17 protein-coding genes are annotated in these 20,729 nt (G+C 69.4%); 6 read left to right on the forward strand and 11 right to left on the reverse strand.

The features are described 5' to 3' along the window. Positions 1 to 3 precede the first annotated feature (3 nt). The gene (locus tag ACSFA0_RS02285) at positions 4 to 606 is read right to left on the reverse strand and encodes a DJ-1/PfpI family protein (protein WP_435448618.1); all 603 of its coding nucleotides are present in this window, start codon (positions 604 to 606) and stop codon (positions 4 to 6) included. Between the two features lie 62 nt (positions 607 to 668). Between ACSFA0_RS02285 and ACSFA0_RS02290 the strand changes: the two genes are divergently transcribed. Beyond that, positions 669 to 2,003: an aminotransferase-like domain-containing protein gene (locus tag ACSFA0_RS02290; protein ID WP_435448619.1), complete on the forward strand. Its 1,335-nt coding sequence runs from the start codon at positions 669 to 671 to the stop codon at positions 2,001 to 2,003. Positions 2,004 to 2,033: 30 nt separating this feature from the next. Here the strand turns inward: ACSFA0_RS02290 and ACSFA0_RS02295 are convergent, their stop codons facing one another. Next, a complete protein-coding gene (locus ACSFA0_RS02295) occupies positions 2,034 to 3,359 on the reverse strand; it encodes an Nramp family divalent metal transporter (RefSeq protein ID WP_435448620.1) in 1,326 nt (441 codons plus the stop codon). Positions 3,360 to 3,591: 232 nt separating this feature from the next. On the opposite strand from ACSFA0_RS02295, the gene ACSFA0_RS02300 reads away from it, so the two are divergent. The 3 genes from ACSFA0_RS02300 (at position 3,592) to ACSFA0_RS02310 (ending at position 7,649) form a co-directional block, all read left to right on the forward strand. Beyond that, the gene (locus ACSFA0_RS02300) at positions 3,592 to 6,030 is read left to right on the forward strand and encodes a catalase (protein WP_435448621.1); all 2,439 of its coding nucleotides are present in this window, start codon (positions 3,592 to 3,594) and stop codon (positions 6,028 to 6,030) included. Positions 6,031 to 6,171: 141 nt separating this feature from the next. Then, positions 6,172 to 6,963 carry a transglutaminase-like domain-containing protein gene (locus ACSFA0_RS02305; protein WP_435448622.1) on the forward strand — a complete coding sequence of 264 codons (792 nt, stop codon included), beginning with the start codon at positions 6,172 to 6,174 and terminating at the stop codon, positions 6,961 to 6,963. Positions 6,964 to 7,082: 119 nt separating this feature from the next. Further along, the gene (locus tag ACSFA0_RS02310) at positions 7,083 to 7,649 is read left to right on the forward strand and encodes a hypothetical protein (protein WP_435448623.1); all 567 of its coding nucleotides are present in this window, start codon (positions 7,083 to 7,085) and stop codon (positions 7,647 to 7,649) included. 4 nt (positions 7,650 to 7,653) lie between these two features. Here the strand turns inward: ACSFA0_RS02310 and ACSFA0_RS02315 are convergent, their stop codons facing one another. Further along, entirely contained in the window at positions 7,654 to 8,568 is a 915-nt protein-coding gene (locus ACSFA0_RS02315; RefSeq protein ID WP_435448624.1) for a LysR family transcriptional regulator, read from the reverse strand. 118 nt (positions 8,569 to 8,686) lie between these two features. On the opposite strand from ACSFA0_RS02315, the gene ACSFA0_RS02320 reads away from it, so the two are divergent. Then, complete coding sequence (locus tag ACSFA0_RS02320) at positions 8,687 to 9,625, forward strand: alpha/beta fold hydrolase (protein ID WP_435448625.1); 939 nt, start codon at positions 8,687 to 8,689, stop codon at positions 9,623 to 9,625. Here ACSFA0_RS02320 and ACSFA0_RS02325 read toward each other — a convergent pair. From ACSFA0_RS02325 to ACSFA0_RS02335, 3 genes are all read right to left on the reverse strand, one after another. Beyond that, positions 9,609 to 10,757, reverse strand: a complete 1,149-nt coding sequence (locus ACSFA0_RS02325) for a YihY/virulence factor BrkB family protein (RefSeq protein WP_435448626.1) — start codon at positions 10,755 to 10,757, stop codon at positions 9,609 to 9,611. The genes ACSFA0_RS02320 and ACSFA0_RS02325 overlap by 17 nt on opposite strands. 117 nt (positions 10,758 to 10,874) lie before the next feature. Next, positions 10,875 to 11,990: a FecR family protein gene (locus tag ACSFA0_RS02330; protein ID WP_435448627.1), complete on the reverse strand. Its 1,116-nt coding sequence runs from the start codon at positions 11,988 to 11,990 to the stop codon at positions 10,875 to 10,877. 187 nt (positions 11,991 to 12,177) lie between these two features. Then, positions 12,178 to 13,680 carry a CYTH and CHAD domain-containing protein gene (locus ACSFA0_RS02335; RefSeq protein ID WP_435448628.1) on the reverse strand — a complete coding sequence of 501 codons (1,503 nt, stop codon included), beginning with the start codon at positions 13,678 to 13,680 and terminating at the stop codon, positions 12,178 to 12,180. A gap of 77 nt (positions 13,681 to 13,757) precedes the next feature. Between ACSFA0_RS02335 and ACSFA0_RS02340 the strand changes: the two genes are divergently transcribed. Beyond that, positions 13,758 to 14,075 carry a hypothetical protein gene (locus ACSFA0_RS02340; protein WP_435448629.1) on the forward strand — a complete coding sequence of 106 codons (318 nt, stop codon included), beginning with the start codon at positions 13,758 to 13,760 and terminating at the stop codon, positions 14,073 to 14,075. Between the two features lie 252 nt (positions 14,076 to 14,327). Here ACSFA0_RS02340 and ACSFA0_RS02345 read toward each other — a convergent pair whose 3' ends face one another. From ACSFA0_RS02345 to ACSFA0_RS02365, 5 genes are all read right to left on the reverse strand, one after another. Continuing rightward, positions 14,328 to 14,822 (reverse strand): hypothetical protein, encoded by a 495-nt coding sequence (locus ACSFA0_RS02345; protein ID WP_435448630.1) that lies wholly within the window; start codon positions 14,820 to 14,822, stop codon positions 14,328 to 14,330. A gap of 517 nt (positions 14,823 to 15,339) precedes the next feature. Beyond that, complete coding sequence (locus tag ACSFA0_RS02350) at positions 15,340 to 17,427, reverse strand: molybdopterin-containing oxidoreductase family protein (RefSeq protein WP_435448631.1); 2,088 nt, start codon at positions 17,425 to 17,427, stop codon at positions 15,340 to 15,342. 5 nt (positions 17,428 to 17,432) lie between these two features. After that, on the reverse strand, positions 17,433 to 18,674 hold the full coding sequence (locus ACSFA0_RS02355) for a Zn-dependent hydrolase (protein ID WP_435448632.1): 1,242 nt from the start codon (positions 18,672 to 18,674) through the stop codon (positions 17,433 to 17,435). Then, a complete protein-coding gene (locus ACSFA0_RS02360; RefSeq protein WP_435448633.1) occupies positions 18,671 to 19,651 on the reverse strand; it encodes a fatty acid desaturase in 981 nt (326 codons plus the stop codon). The genes ACSFA0_RS02355 and ACSFA0_RS02360 overlap by 4 nt, the downstream gene beginning before the upstream one ends. 5 nt (positions 19,652 to 19,656) lie before the next feature. Next, positions 19,657 to 20,703 carry an alpha/beta fold hydrolase gene (locus ACSFA0_RS02365; protein WP_435448634.1) on the reverse strand — a complete coding sequence of 349 codons (1,047 nt, stop codon included), beginning with the start codon at positions 20,701 to 20,703 and terminating at the stop codon, positions 19,657 to 19,659. Positions 20,704 to 20,729: the final 26 nt, after the last annotated feature.

Below are 20,729 nucleotides of genomic sequence, written 5' to 3' on the forward strand. Positions count from 1 at the left end.
CGCTCAGGTGCCGAGGAAGGGCGTGACGTTGCGCATCGCCCGCGCCACGTAGTCGTCCTTTTCTCCGACGGGCGCGACATAGTGGATCGCGCTGCGGGCCTCGTCCACGCCGACGAGCCGCGCGATGACCCAGGCCGCCAGATACTGCGACGCCAGGCAGCCACCCGCCGTCGCCACGTTGCCCCGGGCCACGAAGGGCTGGTTCAGTACACCGACGCCCGCTGCCTCGACCCATGGCCTGGTCGTGAGGTCGGTGCAGGCCGGCACGCCGTCGAGCAGACCGAGCTTCGCCAGCACGAGCGTGCCGGAGCACTGCGCGCCCAGCAGTTGCCGCGCAGGGTCGAACTGCAGTTGCGCCATGAGCGACCCATCGGCCACCACCTCTCGCGTCAGCGCGCCACTGCCGACGATGACAGCATCGGCTTCGCCCGCCTCGCGAAGCGACGCCTGCGCTTCCAGCACCACGCCGTTCATCGAGCGGACTCGCGCCGCCGGACTGGCGATCGAGACGCGCCAGCCGGGCGTCTTCACGCGGTTCAGGATGCCGAGCGCGATCAGCGAGTCGAGTTCGTTGAAGCCTTCGAAGGTGAGGATGGCGATGTGCATCGCGCCGGATCGTAGCCATGCCGATCAATACAATCAAAACATTGTCATGAATACAATCCGCCATGGCAACGGTTCGCTACAAGCAACTGGTCGACGCACTCGTCGTTGACATCCGATCGGGCCGCCTGCCACCGGGCACGCGCCTGCCCACGCACCGCACGCTCGCCGCACGGGAAGGCCTGGCGCTCGTCACGGCCACGCGCATCTATGCCGAACTCGAAGCCATGGGCCTGGTCAGCGGCGAGACCGGGCGCGGCACTTTCGTGCGCGAGAGCGCACTCCCGCGCGGCCAAGGTATCGACCAGCACGCCACGGCAGCGGGCATGGTTGACCTGAACTTCAACTACCCGTCGCTGCCAGGGCAGGCCGAACTGCTGCGCGAAGGCCTGCGCCAGCTGGCGGCGGGCGGCGATCTCGAAGCGCTCCTGCGCTACCAGCCGCATGCCGGCCGCCCGCACGAGCGGGCGAGCGTGGCACGCCATCTCGTGGACCGCGGCCTGACGGTCCATGCCGACCAGGTGCTGATCGTCAATGGCGCCCAGCAGGGCTTGGCCACCACCGTCATGGCGCTGCTGCATCCGGGCGACGTGGTCGCGACCGATGCGCTGACCTACCCCGGCTTCAAGGTGCTCGCGCAAGCGCATCGCCTGGAGCTAGCACCGATTCCAGCGGCCGGGCAGGGCCCCGACCTGGACGCGCTGGAACGCCTTTGCAGCCGCCGACGCGTGCGCGCCGTCTACGCGATGCCCACGCTGCACAACCCGCTCGGCTGGGTGATGAGCGCGAGCCGCCGCCGGCGGCTGGTGGCGATCGCACGCCGGCACGGCCTGCTGATCGTCGAAGACGCGGCCTACGCCTTTCTCGCCGAGGACCCGCCCCCGCCGCTGGCGGCGCTGGCGCCCGAATCGACGGTCTATGTCTCGGGCCTGTCCAAGAGCGTCGCGACCGGCCTGCGCGTCGGCTTCGTCGCGGCACCGAGCGACCGGGTGGCAGCGCTCGAACGCGCGATCCGGGCGACCACCTGGAACACGCCCGGCGTGATGACCGCCATCGCATGCGGCTGGATCGGCGACGGCACGGTCACGCGCCTCGAATCGCAGAAGCGGGAGGACGCCGCGGCGCGGCAGGCGATCGCTGCCGAAGTGTTCGCCGGGCTGCGGGCCGTGCGCCACCCGGCCTCGTACTTCGTTTGGCTCCCGCTGGCGGAAGAGCGGCGCGCCGACCAACTGGCGGCCACGCTCATGCGCGACGGGATCTCCGTGTCGACGGCCGAGCCCTTCGCGACCTCAGCGCAGGTGCCGCACGCGCTGCGCCTGGCACTCGGGTCGGTCGACCTCGCCACGCTTCGCGGTGCGTTGGAAAAGGTGCGGCGCGCGATCGATGCGCAGCCGTGGTGACCCGGCCGACCGGCCGGGCTTCCCGACCCGTCAGCCCAGGCCGCCCACCACCGACGCCACCAGCCACACGTTCGCCACGCTGATCACGCCGAACAGCGACCAAGCCACGGTCTTCAGCACGATGCCGTTGGCGTAGTCGCCCATCAGCGCGCGGTCGCTGGTAAAGCGCAGCAGCGGCCAGATGGCAAAGGGCAGCTGAAAGCTCAACACCACCTGGCTCGCCACCAGCATCTTGCCGATGGCCCCGTCGCCCAGCCACCAGACACCGACGAAGGCCGGCACCAGCGCCAGCGCGCGCGTGATGAGGCGGCGCTGCCAGCACGGGATCTTCAGGTCGAGGAAGCCTTCCATGATGATCTGGCCGGCGATGGTGCCGGTGAAGGTCGAGCTCTGGCCCGAGGCAAGCAGCGCGATGCCGAAGAGCGCGGCGGCGAGCGCACTGCCGACCAGCGGCTCGATCAGGTGGTACGCGTCCTCGATGTCCGCGACCTCGCGGTGCCCGTTCGCGTTGAAGGCGCTGGCCGCCAGCACCATGATCGCGGCGTTGACGAGCAGCGCCAGCGACAGCGACACCACCGCGTCGAGCGTGCAGAAGCGCACCGCCTCGCGCCGCGCGGCCTCCGTCTTCGCCACCAGCCGCGTCTGAACGATCGACGAGTGCAGGTACAGGTTGTGCGGCATCACGGTCGCGCCCACGATGCCGATCGCCAGGTACAGCGCACCGGGCTGCTGCAGCCGCTCGAGGCTGGGCGCGAAACCCATCGCGACGCCGAACCAGTTGGGCTGCGACATGATCAGTTCGACCGCGAAGCAGCCGGCAATGGTGGTCACCAGGCCCAGCACGATCGCCTCCACGCGGCGGAAGCCTGCGCCCTGCAGGCCCAGCACCAGCAGCGTGTCGAAGGCGGTGATCGCGATGCCCACCGGGATCGACACGCCGAAGAGCAGGTGCAACGCCAGCGCGCTGCCCAGCACCTCGGCCAGGTCGCAGGCCACGATGGCGAGTTCGGCGCCCAGCCACAGGCAGCGGTTGACGCGCGGTGAATAGCGCTCGCGGCAGGCGCGTGCCAAGTCCTTCTGCGCCACCAGCCCGAGCCGGACGCACAGCGTCTGCAGCAGCATCGCCGCCAGGCTGGCGAGCAGCACGACGAAGAGCAGGCCGTAGCCGAAGCGGGAACCCGCCTCGATGTCGGTGGCCCAGTTGCCCGGGTCCATGTAGCCGACCGACACCAGGAGGCCGGGCCCGGCGTAGCGCCAGAGCTTCTTGTGGAAGGGCAGCCCAGCGTCGATGCCCACGCTGCCTTTGACTTCGGACGGACAGAACGGCGCGGTGGCGGTACGAGGCAGCGAAAACATGGCGCCCGATGATAGGTGTGGCGTGTCGCGCGGGCGCCACGCGTTGGAGCGATGCGCCCGCGCCACCGGGCCGCGTGCTGCTGTTTCATTGTGTTCGCCGGGGGCGCATGAGCGGCGGCGAAGCGGCGGTAGCGTCCTACGCATAAAGGCAGTCGTTCTGCCTACTTTGAAGTGGGCTTCGGCCGCACCGCGCCGACGCCCCCTCATTTCCAACAGACCCACACCACATCCCATGGCCAAATCACGCACACCTTCGTCGCCCCCGGTCGATCCCGTCGCCGCCAATACCGCCAAGGCGGCTGCCCGCAACACCGACAGCGGGCCCGCCCACCCGGCGCCTCCGGGCGCCGCGCCCGGCGACCTGCCGGCGCAGAAAGCCGCCGACACGCAGGCGCTGGCCGCCGCGATGCCGGCCAACACCAACAAGCCGCTGGAGCACGGCGAAGCGAATGCACTGAAGGCGCCCCAGGGCCTCACGGCCACGCCCCCGTCGCGCCTGCCGGGCGGCAGCACGTTGTCGGAAACCAATGGCTCGGACAAGACCGGCACCGTGGCAGCCGAAGGCGTGAACGCCACCATCGACACGCTCGACCGCGTGCGCGTGGATTCGAGCGGCCAGCGCCTCACGACCAACCAGGGCGTGCCGATCGCCGACAACCAGAACTCGCTGAAGGCCGGTGCCCGCGGCCCGGTGCTTCTGGAAGACTTCATCCTGCGCGAGAAGATCACGCACTTCGACCACGAGCGCATTCCAGAGCGCATCGTGCATGCCCGCGGTTCGGGCGCGCACGGCTTCTTCGAGGCCTACGAGCCGCTGACGAAGTACACCAAGGCCGCGCCCTTCCAGGAGGCCGGCAAGGTCACGCCGGTGTTCGTGCGCTTCTCCACCGTGGCCGGCGAGCGCGGGTCGAAGGACACGGCGCGCGACGTGCGCGGCTTCGCCGTCAAGTTCTACACCGACGAAGGCAACTGGGATTTGGTGGGCAACAACATGCCCGTCTTCTTCATCCAGGACGCGATCAAGTTCCCGGACCTGGTCCATGCCGTGAAGCCCGAACCGCACCACGGCATGCCGCAGGCGGCCTCCGCGCATGACACTTTCTGGGACTTCGCCTCGCTGATGCCCGAGTCGACCCATATGCTGATGTGGCAGATGAGCGACCGCGCCATTCCGCGCAGCTACCGGATGATGCAGGGCTTCGGCGTGCACAGCTTCCGCCTGGTGAACGAAGCCGGCGAGTCGGTCTTCGTCAAGTTCCACTGGCAGCCCAAGCTCGGCACCCATTCGCTGGTGTGGGACGAGGCGGTGAAGATCTCCGGCGCCGACCCGGACTACCACCGCCGCGATCTGTGGGAAGCCATCGATGCGGGCGAGTACCCCGAGTGGGAACTGGGCCTGCAGATCTTCACGGAAGAGCAGGCTGAGAGCTTCAGCTTCGACATCCTCGACTCGACCAAGATCGTGCCGGAGGAACTGGTGCCGGTGCAGATCGTCGGGCGCATGGTGCTCAACCGCAACCCCGACAACTTCTTCGCCGAGACCGAGCAGGTGGCGTTCTGCACCGCGCACGTGGTGCCGGGCATCGACTTCTCGAACGACCCGCTGCTGGCCGGTCGCATCCATTCGTACGTCGACACGCAGATCAGCCGCCTGGGCGGGCCGAACTTCCACGAGCTGCCGATCAATGCCCCGGTCGCCCCGGTGCACAACAACCAGCGCGACGGCATGCACCGCCAGGCCATCCACCGTGGGCGCGTGTCGTACGAGCCGAATTCGCTGGCTGGCGGCTGCCCGTTCCAGACAGGTGCCGCGCAAGGCTTCACCAGCGTGGCACGCCGCATCGACGCCCAGGCATCGAGCGACAAGGTGCGCGCCAAGCCGGAGAAGTTCGCCGACCACTACACGCAAGCCAAGCTCTTCTTCGCGAGCCAGACGCCGGTGGAGCAGGCGCACATCGCCGCGGCCTTCCGCTTCGAGCTGTCGAAGGTCACCGTGCCGGCCGTGCGCCAGCGCATGGTCGCCGGGCTGCTGAACGTGTCGCAGGACCTCGCGGCGAAGGTGGCCGATGGCCTGGGCATGGAACTGCCCGCCCCGCTGCCGCTGGCGCTCGAAACGCCGACGACGCCCGAGGTCGACACCTCGCCAGCGCTGTCGCTGATGGCGCGCACCGGTGACGGCGGCATCCGCTCGCGCAAGATCGCGATCCTGGTCGCCGATGGCGTGGACGGTGCCTCGCTCGCCGCGTTGCAGGCCGCGTTGCTCGACGCCGGCGCCGTGCCCCGCATGGTGGCCGCCAAGCTCGGCACCGTGACCTCGGCCGACGGCCAGAAGGTCGAGCCCGATGCGACCATGGAAAACAGCCCCGGCTTCCTGTTCGACGCGCTGGTGCTGCCCGACGGCCAGGCCGCGGCCGAAGCCCTGGCGGCGGTGGGCCACACGATGGACTTCATCAAGGACCAGTACCGCCACTGCAAGACGATCCTCGCACTCGGTGCGTCGCAGGCCTTGCTGGGCGAGGCGGGCATTCCGCTGACGCTGCTCGACGGCGCCGCCGACCCGGGCCTGATCCTGGCCGATGGTGCCGACATCGCCGGTGCCACGGTCGACTTCATCGCGGCCGTGGGCATGCACCGCCACACGGCCCGCGACACCGACCCGCCGCGCGTCTGAGCGTTCGATCCGCGGCGGCGCGGCGGGCTCCCGCTTCGCCGCCGCGCGTCCGACCGCATCTGTCGGCTTTGACGGTCACGCAGGCGCCACGCCTGCGTGGGACGATGTGCTTCCTTTTCACCTTTGCGAAGAAGCACCCGAATGAAGCTCCAGGCCAACTGCACCATGACCGTCAAGGCGGCAGAGGATTGCCCCGTGATCGCCATGCTCCGGCCCCGCAGCGGCATGGCGCAATGGATGATCAGCGAGCGTTACGAGCTCTCGCCCTGGGTGCGCACCACCGAATACGTCGACAGCTACGGCAACCTGTGCCAGCGCCTCACCATCCCGCAGGGCGAGATGCGCATCGAGGTCGAGATGGTGATGGAAACCGAGGAGCACATCCGCGTGACGCCCGGCGCGCCGGCCACGCCCATCGCGGCGCTGCCCGACGATGCGCTGCTCTACCTGCTGCAGAGTCGCTATTGCCCGTCGGACAAGATGGAGGGCAAGGCGCGCGAGATCGTCGGCGAGGCGCGGCCGGGCTACGACCAGGTCGAGGCCATCCGCGCCTGGATCCACCAGAACATCGAATACCGCTACGGCGTGAGCGACGCCACCACCGATGCGCTCGACACCCTGGGCCACGGCGCCGGCGTGTGCCGCGACTTCTCGCACATCGGCGTGTCGCTGACCCGCGCCTTGAAGATCCCCGCGCGCGTCGTCGTCGGCTACCTGTACGAACTCGATCCGATGGACATGCACGCCTGGTTCGAAGCCTTCATCGACGGCCGCTGGTACACCTTCGATGCCACGCAAAGCACGCCGCGTGGCGGGCGCATCGTGGTGGCCTACGGTCGCGATGCGGCCGACGTGGCCTTCGTGTCGAACTACGGCCCGCTCGAGATGGGCGACATGCACGTGTCGGTGAAGCAGCTCGAACCGTCGCGCTGAGCATTGCAGCGTCGTCCATCGCCCGCTTGGCGATAGGACTTCGCCTCACAACGCGCGCGTGAATGGCCTTTAAGGTCGGTGGAATGCCACAACAATCATCGAACGAGACAGTCCGGCCCATGCTGCCGCCCCTGACCGCCGCCGAAGAAGCGCTGACCCAGCCGCTGGCAGACATTGCCCAGCGACACGGCTTCGGCCGCGCCGCCGTGCAGTCGATGTGGGACGCCATCCGCCGCGGCGACGGTGGCATGGCGCAGTTCAGCCATCCGGAATTCGGCGGCAGCGGCCAGTGGTTGCGCGGCGGAATGATCATGGTGGGCGACATGTTCAACCATGCGATGGCGGCCCGTGTGGGCGCGCTGTGCGACGACCTCTCGGAGCTCTTCGAGATGCATCCGGAATGGTCGGGTGAAGCACCGCGACGCCTGTCGGTGCGCTGGTGGCCCGACGACCTCGGCGACCCGTCGAGCAGCGGCGCACAGAACGGCGTGCGCTACGCCTGGTTTCCGCAGCGGCACCGGCTCGCCGTCGAACGCGAGGGTGCCGTGTCGCTCTATGACACCGAGGACCACCGCATCGGCGGCGTCGCGCAGCAGCAGGGCGGCCGCGGCGAACGGCTCAGCTTCATGAGCGAGCAGGGGCCGATCGACCTGGCCACGCTGCGCCGCGTCGAGAACCCCGACTGAACGCTCACGGCGCGGGCACATCCCACGCCGGCGTGCCTGCCAGCGTGTCGGCGAGAAAGTCCACCATCACGCGCACCTTGGCGCTCAGGTGGCGGCGGCTGGCGTAGATCGCCTGGATGTCGATGTCGGGCATGCGAAAGCCTGGCATCACCTCCACTAGGCGACCGGCGCGCACGTCGTTGCCGATGAGGAAGCTGGGCTGCCAGATCACGCCGGCGCCGGCCAGGGCAGCCGCCCGGGCGGTGTCGCCGTTGTTGGCGCGCATGGCCCATCGCACCTTCACCGAATGCGGGTCGCCGGCGGCGTCGACGAACTGCCATTCGTCGGCCGTCGCGCCGTAGGTGTAGCCCAGGCACACATGCCGCGCGAGGTCCGCCGGCACCTGCGGCATGCCGTGCGCGTCCAGGTAGGCGGGTGAGGCACAGACGATGTTGCGCGAGCGGCTCAGCCGGCGTGCGATGTGGCTGGTGGAGCCGCTGCGCGAGATGCGGATCGCCAGATCGTAGCCCTCTTCCACGATGTCGACGATGCGGTCGATCAGCACGATGTCGAGCTCGACCTCGGGGTACTTCGCCATGAAGCGCGGCCACAGCGGTGCGAGCACCAGGATGCCGAAGCTCAACGGCGCATTGATGCGCAGCCGCCCACGCGGCTGGAGCGACGCCGTGCTGGCCATCGCTTCGGTTTCGGCCACCTCTTCGAGGATCGATTTCGCCCGCTCGTAGAGCGTCTCGCCGCTCTCCGTGAGCGACAGCCGGCGCGAGCTGCGGTTGAGCAGGCGGGTGCCCAGGTGCGCCTCCAGTTCGTTGACGTAGCGCGTCACGTTGGCCGGAGACGTGTCGAGCGCATCGGCCGCCTTGGTGAAGCTGCCGCGCGCCACCACGGTGACGAAGACTTCGAAGGCACGCAGTCGGTCCATGGCCGCTCCAATCATTCATGAAAGCTGAATGAGTAGAGCAGTTTTGGGGCCTTCTTGAAAGCGAAGCTGAATCCTAAATTCACCCCATCGCTTCAACACCCCCGAAAGGACTTTCACCATGACCACCGACACCCTCCCCACCCGCCGCGCGCTGATCGCCGGCGCCGCCGGCCTCGGCGCCGCGCTGACGCTCGGCGGCCCGGCGCACGCCGCGCCGGCCGCCGTCGCTGGCTTCCGCTCGCGCTTCGCCGACGTCAACGGCACGCGCATCCACTACCGCATCGGCGGCAGCGGCCCGGCTGCCGTGCTGTTGCATGGCTATGCCGAAACCGGCCACATGTGGAACCCGCTGATGCCGCTGCTGGCCAAGACCCACACCGTGATCGTTCCCGACCTGCGCGGCGCCGGAGACTCGGCCAAGCCCGAGACCGGCTACGAGAAGAAGAACATGGCCGTCGACATCCATGAACTGGTGACCTCGCTCGGCATCGCCAAGTCCAGCATCGTCGGCCACGACATCGGCCTGATGGTGGCCTACGCGTACGCCGCGCAGTTCCCTGCCGAGACCGAGCGCGTGGTGCTCATGGACGCCTTCCTGCCCGGCATCGGCCCGTGGCAGAACGTCTGGCTGCTGCGCGACCTGTGGCACTTTCATTTCCACGGCACCACGCCGCTGGCGCTGGTGAAGGGGCGCGAGCGCATCTACTTCGAGCACTTCTGGAACGACTTCGCGGCCGACCCGACGCACTCGGTGCCCGAGGCCGACCGCCGCCTCTACGCCAAGGCCTATGCGCAACCGGGCAGCATGCGCGCCGGCTTCGAGTACTTCAAGGCCTTCGAGCGCGACGCGGCCGAGTTCGCCGAACTGGGCAAGACGCCGCTGCCCATGCCGATGCTGGTGCTCTCCGGCGAGAAGGCCGGTGGCAGCTTCCTGATCGAGCAGGGCAGGATGGTCGCGACGAACGTCGAAGGCGTGATCGTCAAGGGCTCGGGCCACTGGCTGATGGAAGAGGCGCCCGAGCAGGTGATCCCCGCGTTGCTCAGCTTCCTCGGCTGAGCTTGGCGGCGCGCCGCTGGCGCTTCTGCCAGCGCGTGACGGCCGCACTCGCGACCGTCGCGACCGTGAGAAGCACCACCTGGCGCACCAGCGTGGCCGAGGCGGTGTGCATGTGGCGCTCGATGCGCCGCTGCATCGATGCGGTCCTGGCCAGACCCGCCGTCGTGGCCCGCGGACGCGTGTCGGTGTGGGGCACCGCGCCGGCGGCCACCGCGGCCGGCGCGGCATCGGTGCCCGCCTCGGCCGCCGCCGCCGTCGCCTGCGTGCTGGCCACGGCCTTCGCACCGGCCACCGAGCCGTGTTCGTCGGCATAGACCTTGGTGAACTCGGCGCCGAGCAGGAAGATCTGCGCGGCGTAGTACACCCACGCCAGCAGCACTACCACCGAGCCCGCGGCGGCGAAGGTCTCGGCCACGCCGCTCTTGCCGAGGTACAGGCCGATCAACGTCTTGCCGACCTCGAACAGCACCGCCGTGACCACCGCGCCCACCCACACGTCGCGCCACGCGATGCTGGCCGTCGGCATCAGCTTGTAGATCATCGCGAAGAGCACGGTGGTGATGCCGACCGAGACGGCCGTGTTCAATGCGAGCAGCAGCAGCTCCGACCCCGGCATCAGCCCACCGGCCCAGCCGCCGAAGGCCGCCACCCCGGCGCTCACCAGCAGCGACACCATCAGCAGAAAGACCAGCCCCAGGATCAGCCCGAAGGACAGCACACGCGCCCGCAGAATGGCCCACACGCCGCTCGGCTTCTCGGCCTCGGGCACATGCCAGATGCGGTCGAGCGAGCTCTGCAGTTCGGCGAAGACCGTGGTCGCGCCGACCAGCAGCACCACGATGCTGATGCCGCCGGCCACCAGCCCCTTGCCCGGCTCGCTGGCGCTCTGGATCATCCCCTGCACCGCGAGCGCGCCGTCGCGGCCGATCAGGCCCTGCAGCTGCGCGACCACCTCGCCCTGCACCGCCTCGCGTCCGAAGATGGCGCCCGCAATCGCAATCACGATCACCAGCAGCGGCGCCAGCGAGAACACGGTGTAGTAAGAGATCGATGCGCCCATGCTGGGCGCGAAGTCGTCGATCCAGGCGTTGACGGCCTTCCGGCAGAGAGAGAAGAGTTGGGAAGGCTTCATGGTGGCGACCATCGCGGGGAGAAGAAGGTGCCACTTTGAAGGCCGCAGCGCGCGGGCCGATGCGCCAAGCGCGGAAGCTGGAGTAGGCGGGCGCCGCGCGCCACGCCCTGGCGCACCTCAGCGCGCCGCGGTGGTCTGCGGTTCGCGCTCCCGCGCCCAGACCACGGGGCCGATGCGCACGATGTCCAAAGGCAGGGTCTTGGGCAGCGTGTCGAGCCACGCGTCGATCTGGTCGAAGGCGACCACGGCACTCACCCGCGTCTCGGCCACCGTGCCGTCCGGCCCGTACCACAGCCGCCGGTCGTAGCGACGAACTTCGTCCATCACCCGCCCGAGCGCCTCGTTCTCGAAGTGCAGCTCGCCGCGGCGCCAGGCCATGGCGCGGGGTGCGGCGGCGCGTTGTACGCCGAAGTGCGTGCGCCGGTCGAAGCGCAGCACGTCCCCGGCGTGCAGCACGGTGGGCGCGTCCAGCGCGGTGCCCACGACCTCGGCCTGGCCGCGTTCGACGGCCACCGCCACGGTGCCGTCGGGGTCGCGTCGCACGGACAGGGCGCCGTCGTGCGCCCGGATCTGGCCGACGCTCGCCTCGATGAGCAACGGGCGCTGGGCCGCGGCGGCGGTGTCGACGTAGATCCCGCCATGCGCCAGCTCGACACGGCGTTCGCGCGCGCCGACATCGATGTCCACCGCCGTGTCGGTGTCGAGCTGCAACTGGCTGCCGTCGGCCAGACGCACGGTGCGGCTTTCGCCGACGCCGGTAACCTCGTCGAACCGTTCGGCCGACCACCACAGGCCGGCCGTCACCACGAGCACGACCGCCGCCGCCATCGCCGGCCGCCCGCCGCGTGTGTGGACCAGCGCCTCGACCTGCGACAGCCCGGGCGAACGCGGCAGGGGAACGGCGGGGGGCTGGTAGTCGTACGCATGCGAGCGCGCGGGGTCGGGCGGCCATGCCAGTCCGCGGCCCCGCGCGGCGGCGTCTTCGCCCACGTCGGCCCACCAGGCCTGTGCCTCGGCGAAGGCCGCCGCATGCGCGGGATGGGCGTCGCACCAGCGCTGGCAGTTGGGCAGCCAGTTCGAGCCGCTGCCGCCGCTGTGGAGCAACGCCACCCAGCGCAGCGCCTCGGCCTGCACAGCGGCCGGGTCGGGCTCTGCGCCGGACGCCGTGCCGCCCGGCGCATCGGGCGTTCGATCGGGGGGCGCTTTTTTCCAGAAAGGGGGCACAGGGTTCATGCAATCTCGACGCGTGTGGACGCTCGGCCAAACGCCGCGCCTGCGCGCGGTGAACCGAGACGGAAATCCCCACAACTGCTCGGCATGCTAGGCCGTTGACGGACGACCGACCTTCGCGTTTCCTCTCGGTTGATGCGCGTTCGCCACGGTCGGACCCATGGTCTGACGCGGTGCTGACAGGTCGGCGCTACCGTTTCTTCCAGAACCGGGGGGCGTCGTTCATCTTGCGCAGTGCGCGGCGGCTTGTCTGTACGCCATCCGCCTGCCGTGCGCTCAGCCACCCGACCGCGAACCAGGCGCGCGGGTCGCTCTCGGCGGCGGCGCGGTACACATCGAGCGCCACCTGCTCGTCGTTGGCGCGGCCCAGCGCGTCCTGCGCCGGGGCGATGCGCTTGAGGTAACGCTCGGCCCGCGCTGCATCGAACAGCGGCGCCACGAATTCCGTCAGGTAGCGCAGTCGCTTGAGGCGTTTGCGCACCGCATGTCGTGCCTCGACGTCGAGCGTGTCGAAGCGCTTGCCGTCCTTGCACGCGCGATGGTGCAGCGCGCCCAGCCGTTCGCGCAGGTGGCGACGGGCATCGGCAGGCGGCATGCCGTCTTCCGGCAGCGGCTGCGCCGCGAAGCCGATGAGGCCGACCAGCGCCGCCTGGAAGCCGGGGCTGCGCACCACGGTGCCGGGCGAGGGCGCATCGGCCGCGTCGTCGGGCAGCACGATCTGCGGCGCGTCGGCCGCCTGCAGACCCGGCGCGACGGTGCCCGTGGCGACTTCTGCGTCGCGGTGCGCACCCAGCGCGCGGAAGGCAGCCACCAGCGGCGCCTCCCAGGCCGCATCGAAGCCGGGGCCGAGCGGCTCGAGCTCGCGCAGCGCGGTCCGCAGGCGGCGGATGCCGACCCGCAGTTGATGGATGTGCTCGGCGTCGTCGCTGCCCGCGGCCACCTCGCTGGCGTTCGGCAGGATCTGCGCGAGGCAGGCCGCCACCACGGCGCGCTGCACGGCCGGGCCCGAGGGAAAGCCGTCGCTCGCGTCAAGGCGCGGCGCCGTCGCCTTCACCGCCGGGCCGCGCGCGGTGCCGGCCAGCAGGCGCTCGCCGCGCTCGGCCTTCGACACCGTGTCGAACCACAGGCGATGCTGCTGCGACCACCGGTAGGCCAGCGCGACCAGGCCCTCGACCTGGCCGCGCACCAGCTCGAGTTCCAGCTCGCAGACGGCGGCCATGCGCGGTGCGCTGCCGTCGGCCGGGTGGGCCGTGATGGTGCCGGTGTCCAGCGCCAGCTCGACCACCGCGCCAGGGGTGCGCAGCTCGCGCGTGAGGCGCCAGATGTCGGTGCCGTAGGTCTCGACGAGCGGCTGGCCCGCGTCGGCCAGCAGCCGCGTCAGCGTGTCGCCCACCGGCGTGCCCGCGTGGCGCTGCACGTCGGGCATCGGCGGTGCGCCGGCGCGGGCGAGGCCGAGGTCGACGTTGTGCTCCAGCCGGTGCAGCGGCCCATCGCCCAGCGCCTTGGCCGTCTGCACCCAGCGCCGGCCTTCCTGGCGCAGCCGCAACACCGCGCCGTGCGCGGCCAGCGTGCCGTCGGCCGTGTCGAAGTAGCGTGCGCGCAGTCGGGTGCGCTTCACCGGCGCGCGGCGCACCGCGGCTTCGAGCGTCTTCAGGCGCTCGGCAGGGATGTGGAACTTGAATTCGATTTCCATGGCGTGTCTCGCTTCCTTGGCAGCGAAGTGTCGTCGCCGCGCGGTGGCCTCACCTTGACCCCGGGCATGATCGCGCCATGTCCGACGAATACCAGATAGATATCCCGCCCTCCTTCTTCGCCGTCTACACCGACCCGGTGCGTCAGCGCCTGCGCGAACCCATCGGCACGGTGCGCGAACGTTACGAGGTCTGCGAGGACCTGGCGACCGCGCTGGTCGAGCAGGCGCGCATCCTGGCGCACGTCGAGGTGCCGTCGGAAGACGAGGTGCTGCAGCGCATCCACGCCGGCCTGCGCTCGGCCGGCTCGGGCGTGTCGACGGACGAGGCGCGCTGGGTGGTGCTGCGGCTGGCCGAGCTGCTGGGGTGGCAGACACCCGAACTCGACGAGGGCTGACGCTCGTCCCGGCGGCGCCGCAGAACCGGCTTTGCCGGGCCGCCCGCGGTAGGGAGGCATCCTTGGTGCGCCAGGCTCAAGTTATCGAGCCAGGCGGGCGAGGGTGGTGACCGTTTCCGACAGTGGGCCGCTGTGGCATCCTCCGGTCGGCCGCATTCGGCCAAAAGCAGCCGATCGCGGCAGGTGAAAACGGACGCTCAACGCTACCAGCTAACCGGCGGGCTGTGCCGACAGAGACCACAATGCAGCCCTCTACCGCCCGTCCGGTTGAGCGCAGGGTTGAGGGTCGCCGCGAGACTGGGAGGCATCATCGAGCGCCTTTAGCAATAGAAGAATTGACGTACTGCTTGCTGTACTTACTCGTTCCCTCTCGTGGGAATATCGCCAATCGACGAACGAGTTAGATAACTCGCCAATGACTGAGTCAAGGGTCACAGCAGTATCGCAATCGAAGTCTTGTGCCACGGTGATCCACGCTTGGTCAAGGCTGTTACGCTCCTGAGCAGGCAAAGTGGCAAGCAATGTCGAAAGTCGGTGGCCTTCCAAGCGGGCTCCTCCGCGGTCGGCGAGTGCCTTCAGGAAAAGTTCGCACGCAAATGATGCGTTCACGACGAACGGCACGATCAGAAGCGGCTCCTTGCGCGGAGCTTCCTTTAGGCAAGTTGCGTAGAGCAGTGTTGCTGTCTGTGTGAAGCACTGGGCAATCTTGCGGGCACGATGATAGTGACCAAGGTATTTGCTGTGCATGTGGAAATCTCGTCGATTGCGCGGACCGTTCACGACGTCTAACGCAATGTGTTTCGCACACCAAGTTCTCCTGTGATCAGCTTGTAGCCGGATTTTCACCCATCGTGCTGTTCAAACATCTAGGTATAGAAATCTGCGAAACCCGGCAAGTTTTAGCTTGGCCAACTATAGCTGGCGAGCAGGCAGGGACCGGGCGCTCAAGAGCAAGTTTCGCGCTGCGATCAAGCTGACTTTTAAATTAACGACCGCTATGACGAACTGGGCCTTCCGTCGCATTCGGGCCCAAAGCGGCTGCACGCCTCACCCAAAGCGGACGGTCAGCAAGCGGAAAGTTCATCAGCTTTGCCACGGAGCGCGCCGGCTCAACTGCTGTGGTGGCGACCGCGCGATCGTCCATCCCAGCTAGTGCGCAAGCTGTTGGTCTATGGTGCGGTACCAGATCAGCATCTGTGCGATTCCCACACTGGCGTCGCGCGCTTGAAGGGAAGCGCCGCAGGTGATTCGGAGGCGGGCAGGTTCAGCAGCGCTCGATGTCGACGGCCGTGTCGTAGTAGGTCGCGCCGCCACCGATGTCGGCCAGGCCGTCGGAGGTGACGGCGTTCGAGTTCTCGCCGTCGGCCGACTTCTTCTGCCACCAGATCGAGGGTGCCACCAGCACGCCGGTGCGCGCCTTGGTGCCCACGCGCGCCACCGCCTCGAAAGCACCGCGGTCATTGAAGATACGCACCCGTGCGCCGTCGGCGATGCCGCGTGCGGCCGCGTCGTCGGCGTGCAGGTCGACCCACGGCTCGCCGACCTCGGCGGCCAGTGAAGGGATCGCCGAGAAGCTCGAGTTGAGGTAGTGCCGCGCGGGCGGCGTGAGCAGCATCAGCGGGTAGCGCGCGGCGAGTGCCGGGTCGGCCAGTGCCGATTCGCGGGGCGGGATGAATTCCGGCACGGCGCTCCAGCCTTGCGCGGCGGCGCTCGCGCTTTCGAACTCGCACTTGCCCGACGGCGTGGGGAAGTGGCCGTCGGCGAAGGGCGCATAGCGCTCCGGCACGTCGAGGCGCCGCCAGCCGTCGCGCTGCAGCTGGTCGAAGTCGAGCGTGGCGTTGACCGGCGACTGCAGGTCATGTGCAGCGCGCGCGATGGCTTCATCGCTCTCTTGCAATTCCGGGTCGTCGAAACCCATGCGCGCGGCCAAGCGACGGAACAGCTCGGCGTTGGAGCACGCCTCGCCCAGCGGCGCGATGGCCTGCTGGTTGAGCATGGTGTAGAGCGTGCCGTAGGGCCGGTGCACGTCGAACTGCTCCAGCTGCGTGGTGGCGGGCAGCACGATGTCGGCGTAGTCGCAGGTGTCGGTGAGGAAGATCTCGTGCACCACCGTGAACAGGTCGGGCCGCAGCATGCCTTGGCGCAGCAGGCCGTTGTTGGGCGCCACCGCCATCGGGTTCGACGCGTAGACGAACAGCGCCTGGATCGGCGGGTCGGTCAGCTCGTTCAGCGCGCGGCCGATCTGCGCCATGTTGATGTGGCGCGGCGGCTTCGCCGGGTCGGGCAACAGCGCACGGCCGTCGAGCGCGGCCAGGTCGACCGCGTGCGCCCCGGCGTTGTCGAGCAGCACGCCGCCCGCGGCCTCGCGCCAGGCGCCGGTGAGCGCCGGCAGGCAGGCGATGGCGCGTACCGCGTTGCCGCCGCCGGCATGGCGCTGCATGCCGAAGTTCATGCGGATGGCGCTGGCACGCTCGGCGCCGTAGAGGCGCGCGAGCTTCACCACGTCGTCGGCATCCAGGCCGGTGATCTCGGCCACGCGCGCTGGCGTGAAGTCCTTCGCGCGTGCGGCGAGCGCGTCGAAGCCCAGCGTGTGCTGCGCGATGTAGTCGTGGTCGAGCAGGTCTTCGTCGATCAACACATGCATCAGGCCGAAGGCGAGCGCGCCGTCGGTGCCGGGGCGCGGCGCGAGGTGCCAGTCGGCCTTCTCGGCGGATTGCGAGCGGAACGGGTCGATCGCGATCACCAGCGCGCCGTTGCGCTTGGCCTCGGCGATGCGCGTCCACAGGTGCAGGTTGGAGGTGATGGGGTTGGTGCCCCACAGCAGGATCAGCTTCGCCTGCGCGAAGTGCGTGATGTCGGTGCCGATCTGCGCACCGATCACCGTGGCGTAGCCCACGCGACCGGCCGTGGCGCACAGCGTGCGTTCGGGCCGCGAGGCGCCCAGCCGGTGGAAGAAGCGACGCGGCATGCCGAAGTTGTGGACGAGCCCCAGCGTGCCCGAGTACGCATACGGAAAGATGCCCTGCGGGTCGACCGCGGCGATGGCTTGGAGCTTGCCGGCGACGATGTCGAGCGCTTCGTCCCACCCGATGCGTTCCCACGTGCCCTGGCCGGGGCCTTTGGCGCCGACGCGGCGCATCGGGTACAGCACGCGGTCGGGGCTGTAGGTGCGCTCCAGGTAGCGCGAGACCTTGGTGCACAGCACGCCCTGCGTGGTCGGGTGCGCCGGGTCGCCGCGCACCTTGGTCGCCACGCCGTCCTTCACCGTGATCAGCATCGCGCAGGTGTCGGGGCAGTCGTGCGGGCAGGCGCCGCGCACGATGCGTTCGGCGGTGATGCCGGTCGCGGCCATGGGCGTCAGGCTGCCGCTAAAAGCATTGCGTCGAGCAGCACGTTGCAACCGGCCGTCAGGTGCTCCGGCTTGGCGTCTTCCACCTCGTTGTGCGAGATGCCGTCCTTGCAGGGCACGAAGATCATGCCCACCGGCAGCTGGCTCGCGACGTACACCGCGTCGTGGCCGGCGCCGCTCACCACGTCCATGCAGCTGTAGCCGCGCGTCTTCGCGCCCTGGCGCACGCCCTCCACCAGATGCGGCGCGAAGGCGGTCGGCGGGAAGTACACGACCTGTTCGATGTCGACCTTGGTGCGGGTGGCGGTGGCCACTTCGGCGCAGGCGGCGCGGATCTCGGCGTCCATCTTCGACAGCGTGGCGTCGTCGATGTTGCGCAGGTCGGCCGTGAACTTCACGCGGCCCGGGATCACGTTGCGCGAGCTCGGGAACACGTCGACCGTGCCCACCGTGCCGCGGCCGTGCGGTGCATGGCGCAACGCGATGGCGACCGTCTCCTGCATGAGCTTCGTGGCGGCCTGCAGCGCATCGCGGCGCAGCGCCATCGGCGTCGGGCCGGCATGGGCTTCCTGGCCGGTCACGGTGATGTCGTACCAGCGCTGGCCGAGCGCGCCGGTCACGGCGCCGATCACGACGTCGGCGTCTTCCAGCACCGGGCCCTGTTCGATGTGCGCTTCGAAGTAGGCGGCGAAGAGCGGTGCGCCGGCCGAGACGGCAGCGGGCGTGTCGCCTGCGTAGCCGATGGCCTTCAACGCGGTCTCGACGCTGATGCCTTCGCGGTCGACCGCGGCCAGCGCGGTCTCGAGCGTGAAGGCCCCGGCGTACACGCCCGAGCCCATCATCACCGGCACGAAGCGCGAGCCTTCCTCGTTGGTCCAGATCGCCATCTCGAGCGGCAGGCGCGTCTGGATGTCGTGGTCGTTCAGCGTGCGGAAGACTTCGAGCACGGCCAGGACGCCGTAGTTGCCGTCGAACTTGCCGCCGGTCGGCTGCGTGTCGATGTGGCTGCCCGACGCGACCGCGGGCGCATTGTTCTCACGGCCCGCGCGGCGCGCGAAGATGTTGCCGATCTGGTCGACACGGATGGTGCAGCCGGCTTCCTTCGCCCAGCCGATGACGCGCTCGCGCCCCTGGCGGTCGAGGTCGGTCAGCGCCAGGCGGGCCACGCCGCCAGCGGGCGTGCCGCCGATCTCGGCGAGGGACATCAGGCTGGCCCAAAGGCGGTCGCCGTTGATCGAAATTGCGGTCATGTCAGGTTCTCCGGATGGACTTGAGGTGCGTCGTTGGGCAGCAGATGGCGCAGCACCGCCGCCGTCGCGGCCGGATAGCCGGGCGACGTGTTGACGATGTGCGGCGCCAGCAGCGCGTTGAGCTTGGGCAGGGCGTGGAAGGGCACGGCCGGGTAGGCGTGGTGCTCCACGTGGAAGGGCATGTTCCACGCGAAGAAATGGACGAAGCGGTTGGTGTAGGTGGTGCGCGTGTTGGCCAGCATGTCGTTGCTGTGCGCGCAGCCGGTGTGCTCGGCCAGCAGGTAGGGGCGCAGGAAGAGCTGGCCGGCCATCAGCGGCACGACCCACAGCCACAGCGCGGCGAGCGAGCCGCTGGCGATGGATGCAGCCACGATCAGCGCGTAGCCCGCCAGATAGGCGCGCGCCTCGCGCACGATCAGTCCGCGCTTGTCTTCCGGCACCCAGGGCACGGTCACGCGGCCGAGCACGCCGTGGCGCCACAGCAGCCGCGCACGGCCGACCCAGATCGGCATGCCGGTCCAATACCAGGCGATGGCGGCACGCGTGCGCGGCAACGGGTTGGCCAGCTCCGGGTCTTTCTCAGGGTCCTGCGTGTGGCGGTGGTGCACCCAGTGGTAGGCGCGGTAGTACTCGTAGGGCAGCACCACCGCGAAACCGGCGAAGTGGCCGAGCGCGTGGTTGAAGGCGCGCGTGCGAAAAGCCGTCTGGTGCGCGGTCTCGTGCACCACGTTGAAGAGGAAGGCGATGAAATAGCCCTGCAGCAGCGTGAGCGGCACCGCCCACACCGTGCCGAGCGCGTGCCACAGCGCGACGCCGCCGAGCGCGATGGCGCCCAGGTGGCCGATGGCGCGGCGCGCGCCGGCGGCGTCGGATCGCACGGCGAGCGCCTTCAGGTCCTGCGCGCTCACGCGGAAGGTGGCGGGCTTGCGCACGGTGCGCGGCGCGGTGGTTTCTGTCATGTTGGCGTTGTCGCTCATGGAGGTCATTCGGCCAGCAGCGCCTTGACGCGCGTCTCGATGAAGGCCCGGTCTTCGGGCTGGTGCAGGGCACTGGGGTTGCCCGCCCGGTGGCCCCACACGGACGAAATAGGGTGTAGATCGCCATGGCGCAGGTGCGGCAGCTCGGCCCGGTTGTCGTCGACCTGGAAGTACAGGTCGTGGTCGCCCGGCATCAGCAGCACGCGGGCGCGGATGGCATTGAGCGCCTTCTTCAGGTCGCCGCCGTACAGATCGTTGGCGCTGATGTCGCCCGTCTGCCAGGTGCGGAACTGCGCCAGCAGGTCGGCCGCATCGCGCCGCGCAAAGTTGGTTTCCCAGGCGCTGACGAGGTAGTCCTCCAGCGACGAGGCGCCGAGTTGGCGCCACATCTCCTCGCGGTAGAAGGTCTGCGACAGCGCCCAGCCCGCGTAGACGCGGCCCATGGCGCGCAGGCCACGCACCGGCCGCTCGGTGAACGCGCCGTCGCGATACGCCGCATCGGCCATCAGCGCGTGCGCCGCGCCTTCGATGAACACGCGGTTGTGCGGCGCGCAGCGCGCGGCGCCGCACACCACGGCGATGCGGTCGACGGCGTCCGGGAACAGCGCCGCCCAGTGGTAGGCCTGCATGGCGCCCATCGACCAGCCGTAGACCAGCGCCAGGCGCTCGATGCCCCACAGCTCGGCCAGCATGCGGCGCTGCACGTGCACCGCGTCGTAGTACGTGACATCGGGGTAGCGCGTGCCGACGTCGGGCCAGGGCGTGTTCGACGGCGAGCTCGACAGCCCGTTGCCGAACAGGTTGGCGATGACGATGAAGTACTTGGCCGGGTCGAGCGCGCCGCCCTCGGCCACCATGTGTTCGATGTCGGTGTGCTGCGCGCTGTACGAGGTCGGGTAGAGGATGACGTTCGATCGCTCGGCATTCAGCGTGCCGAAGGTCTTGTAGACGAGCGACATCTGGCGGAAGGTGCGGCCGGACTGGAGCACCACGTCGCCGGCCTGGAACACACCGGTTTCGGCGCGTGCATCGGCAGCGGGCGTGGCGGTCATGGTCGGTGTCCTTCTTTGGTGCTTCG

The organism is Variovorax restrictus (assembly GCF_051216715.1).
In the GTDB taxonomy this organism is placed as follows: domain Bacteria; phylum Pseudomonadota; class Gammaproteobacteria; order Burkholderiales; family Burkholderiaceae_C; genus Variovorax.

Bases quoted from the DNA above. Each gene is read 5' to 3' on its own strand.
- ACSFA0_RS02285 (WP_435448618.1), bottom strand. From the start codon at position 606: ATGCACATCGCCATCCTCACCTTCGAAGGCTTCAACGAACTCGACTCG.
- ACSFA0_RS02290 (WP_435448619.1), top strand. From the start codon at position 669: ATGGCAACGGTTCGCTACAAGCAACTGGTCGACGCACTCGTCGTTGAC.
- ACSFA0_RS02295 (WP_435448620.1), bottom strand. From the start codon at position 3,359: ATGTTTTCGCTGCCTCGTACCGCCACCGCGCCGTTCTGTCCGTCCGAA.
- ACSFA0_RS02300 (WP_435448621.1), top strand. From the start codon at position 3,592: ATGGCCAAATCACGCACACCTTCGTCGCCCCCGGTCGATCCCGTCGCC.
- ACSFA0_RS02305 (WP_435448622.1), top strand. From the start codon at position 6,172: ATGAAGCTCCAGGCCAACTGCACCATGACCGTCAAGGCGGCAGAGGAT.
- ACSFA0_RS02310 (WP_435448623.1), top strand. From the start codon at position 7,083: ATGCTGCCGCCCCTGACCGCCGCCGAAGAAGCGCTGACCCAGCCGCTG.
- ACSFA0_RS02315 (WP_435448624.1), bottom strand. From the start codon at position 8,568: ATGGACCGACTGCGTGCCTTCGAAGTCTTCGTCACCGTGGTGGCGCGC.
- ACSFA0_RS02320 (WP_435448625.1), top strand. From the start codon at position 8,687: ATGACCACCGACACCCTCCCCACCCGCCGCGCGCTGATCGCCGGCGCC.
- ACSFA0_RS02325 (WP_435448626.1), bottom strand. From the start codon at position 10,757: ATGAAGCCTTCCCAACTCTTCTCTCTCTGCCGGAAGGCCGTCAACGCC.
- ACSFA0_RS02330 (WP_435448627.1), bottom strand. From the start codon at position 11,990: ATGAACCCTGTGCCCCCTTTCTGGAAAAAAGCGCCCCCCGATCGAACG.
- ACSFA0_RS02335 (WP_435448628.1), bottom strand. From the start codon at position 13,680: ATGGAAATCGAATTCAAGTTCCACATCCCTGCCGAGCGCCTGAAGACG.
- ACSFA0_RS02340 (WP_435448629.1), top strand. From the start codon at position 13,758: ATGTCCGACGAATACCAGATAGATATCCCGCCCTCCTTCTTCGCCGTC.
- ACSFA0_RS02345 (WP_435448630.1), bottom strand. From the start codon at position 14,822: ATGCACAGCAAATACCTTGGTCACTATCATCGTGCCCGCAAGATTGCC.
- ACSFA0_RS02350 (WP_435448631.1), bottom strand. From the start codon at position 17,427: ATGGCCGCGACCGGCATCACCGCCGAACGCATCGTGCGCGGCGCCTGC.
- ACSFA0_RS02355 (WP_435448632.1), bottom strand. From the start codon at position 18,674: ATGACCGCAATTTCGATCAACGGCGACCGCCTTTGGGCCAGCCTGATG.
- ACSFA0_RS02360 (WP_435448633.1), bottom strand. From the start codon at position 19,651: ATGAGCGACAACGCCAACATGACAGAAACCACCGCGCCGCGCACCGTG.
- ACSFA0_RS02365 (WP_435448634.1), bottom strand. From the start codon at position 20,703: ATGACCGCCACGCCCGCTGCCGATGCACGCGCCGAAACCGGTGTGTTC.